Source organism: Clostridium sp., from assembly GCF_017888565.1.
Taxonomy (GTDB): Bacteria; Bacillota; Clostridia; order Clostridiales; family Clostridiaceae; genus Clostridium.
On sequence record NZ_JAGHFX010000007.1, the window covers coordinates 1 to 2,953 of the forward strand.

At 25.9% G+C, this 2,953-nt stretch carries 2 protein-coding genes; both read left to right on the plus strand.

Annotated features, from left to right (window positions below):
- Positions 1 to 485 precede the first annotated feature (485 nt).
- A complete protein-coding gene (locus J7M87_RS01370; RefSeq protein WP_291647932.1) occupies positions 486 to 2,237 on the plus strand; it encodes a sensor histidine kinase in 1,752 nt (583 codons plus the stop codon).
- 12 nt (positions 2,238 to 2,249) lie between these two features.
- On the plus strand, positions 2,250 to 2,831 hold the full coding sequence (locus tag J7M87_RS01375) for a response regulator (RefSeq protein WP_291647934.1): 582 nt from the start codon (positions 2,250 to 2,252) through the stop codon (positions 2,829 to 2,831).
- Positions 2,832 to 2,953 lie beyond the last annotated feature (122 nt).

Genomic DNA, 2,953 nt, shown 5'->3' on the forward strand with positions numbered 1-2,953 from the left:
ATTTTAAATTCTGCACTATAAGCTTTGTGCTTTATTGACATAAAAAATCACCCCATTATGTAGATTGTACACGACCTTTTATTGACTGTCTACATAATGGGGGTAAGACCATTTCGTGAGCCCCTTTTAAACCATTGATTTTACTTACTTAAAGATGTTTTTAAACTTAAATAGAAATTTTATTTATTATTTATATATGCGAAAAAATGTAAGCGCGAATTAGAATTTCATTTTTTATTAGCTAATATTAAAACTTATTTTGATACAGATCCTTTATTATTAATAACAATATATAAATAAGTTACTAGAACAATAACGGTATTTATATACTATAAATTACTTAGATATTTTTAAAGTATTAAATCATCATAGTAACTTATATATTTAAATACTTTTAGTAGAATAAAGATAGACATATATGAGATAATTTTAGTAAAATAATTTGTATAAAAGATGCAAATATATTAATAAGAGGATTTAAGTTTATGAAAACAAAGAGTATAACTTTAAAGTTATGTTTACTTTTAAATTTATTTATAGTAATTGTTTCTGTAGTTATAGGAACATGGTCAATAAAGGATACAAATAAGATAGTTCAAGTTGAAATGGGGAAAATGAACAGTGAAATTTTAGAAGAAGTCTCAGATAATATTTCTATATTAGTATCAAATATTGAGGAGATTGGAAATAACATTGTTGAGGATAATAAATTAGTAAGTGCTTTATCTATTAGATCAGATGAAGTAATTGAAAATACAGATGATGTTATTGAATCAAGTAAATATGTAGAGGGGTTATTAAACGAACAAGTATGGAAATACGGAAAGTATAATATGAAGCCTGAGCTTTATGTAATTTCTGAAAATGATTTAAATTTTAGTGAATATTCTAAAAATAAATATACTATGGACTCAATAAAAAATGAGCTTTGGTATAACAAAATAATTGAAGCTAATGGAAATACTGTTCTTATCAGTACATTTGAAGACGAAGAAGGTATAGGTCCTTATAAATGTATATTCAGAATGGGAAGAGCAATAAAGGACTTAATTACAGATGAAACATTAGGAGTGCTTATCATGGATGTAAGTGAGAAAATGCTTTATGATAGGTATAATAAAATTATTAAGGATGGTAGGAATATATATATTATAGATATAAAAGGAAATATAATATCAAGTAAAGATAAACGTTTAATAGGGAAAAATTATTATAAAGAATTAGATTACGGAAGTTATATAGAAACAGAGGAGTGGTATTCAATATTTGAAAGAGATAATGTAGAATTTATGAGCATGGTATCTACATTAGATAGATATGGATGGTCAATAATTGAAGAAATCCCCCTACATATAGTTAGACAACCTATAAAGCAAATAACACAAAAGTTTTTACTTACTTTAATTTTAGTAATAATTATTTCATTTATAGTTATTTATAAGATTTCTGTTTGGGTTACTGAACCTGTTATAAATATAAAAAATACAATAGAAAAAGTAATGGGAGGAAATTTAAAAGTTAAAGTTAAGGTTGATAGGAATGATGAAATAGGTATGTTAGAGGGATCTTTTAATGATATGGTTAAATGGTTAGATGATTCCATAGAAGAAATAAAGGAAAAGGAGAAGCAAAAACGTATAGCAGAGTTGAGTTTTTTGCAAGCACAAATTAATCCTCATTTTCTATATAATACTTTAAGTGGAGTTAGGTTTTTAGTTTCAATGAATAGAAATGATGATGCAGAAGAAATGTTATATAAATTTTCTAAATTGTTAAGAAATATATTGCCTAGGGCTAGTGAACTCATTTCATTAGAGGATGAAATAGAAATAATTAAGGCTTATATAGAGCTTCAGCAAATTAGGTATCCTAATGGCTTTAAAGTAGACATAAGAATAGATCAAAATATAAAAAATATAATGGTTCCAGCGCTAATATTACAACCAATAGTTGAAAATGCTATTTTTTATAGTATGGAGAGTGAAAATAGTAAAGGTGAAATAAAAATAAGAGGTTATATTAACGATGGATATATAATTATAGAAATAAGCGATAATGGTAAGGGGATGAGTAGCGTTCAAATAAATAATGTTTTTAAGAATAAAGAATCTATAAATAGAGTAGGATTGATTAATGTTCACGAAAGAATACAATTAAATTATGGAAAGGATTATGGTATTGAGATAGAAAGCCAAGAAGGGAATGGGACAAGAGTAATATTTAAATTACCCAAATAAGGAGGATAAACTATGTTAAATATACTAGTTGTAGAGGATGAAGGACCAATAAGAGACTGGATTGGATATACTATAAAAAATATTTCAGATGATTTCAATATAATAGGCAGTGTAAGTAATGGAAAAGAAGCTTATGATATTGCTGTGAAAGATACACCAGATGTTATTATAACAGATATAAAGATGCCGGTTATGGATGGAATAGAATTATCTAAAAGGATAAAAGAAGTGATACCAGAAGTGTATATAATAATACTAACAAATTTTGCAGAATTTTCTTATGCTAAGGAAGCTATAAGTTGTGGAGTTTATGAGTATTTAATAAAATCTGATATTAGGCCTAAGGAACTTAGTGAAATACTATATAAGATAAATGAAAGAATAAAATCTAGGGTCAAGATTAGGGATGGAGAGAAATTAGATAAACAGAATACTATTAAGGCTAAAGTAAATTCAAGATCTATAGAGAAAGCTTTGAAGTATATAGATAGTAATTATAAAAATCATATTTCTCTTATGGATGTGTCTAAGCATATATATCTATCACATGAATATTTTTCAAGGCTTTTTAAAGAAGAAGTAGGAGAAAATTAAAATGGAACCTATAAGATGGACACTTATAAAAGAGAGTCTATCTATATAGGTTCTTTTTTTGTACAATAAAGTTATGAGGTGATTTAATATGAGTAAAATAAGGTTCTCAAATAATGAAATAG

Coding starts and splice junctions, on each gene's coding strand:
- J7M87_RS01370 (WP_291647932.1), top strand. CDS start 486: ATGAAAACAAAGAGTATAACTTTAAAGTTATGTTTACTTTTAAATTTA.
- J7M87_RS01375 (WP_291647934.1), top strand. CDS start 2,250: ATGTTAAATATACTAGTTGTAGAGGATGAAGGACCAATAAGAGACTGG.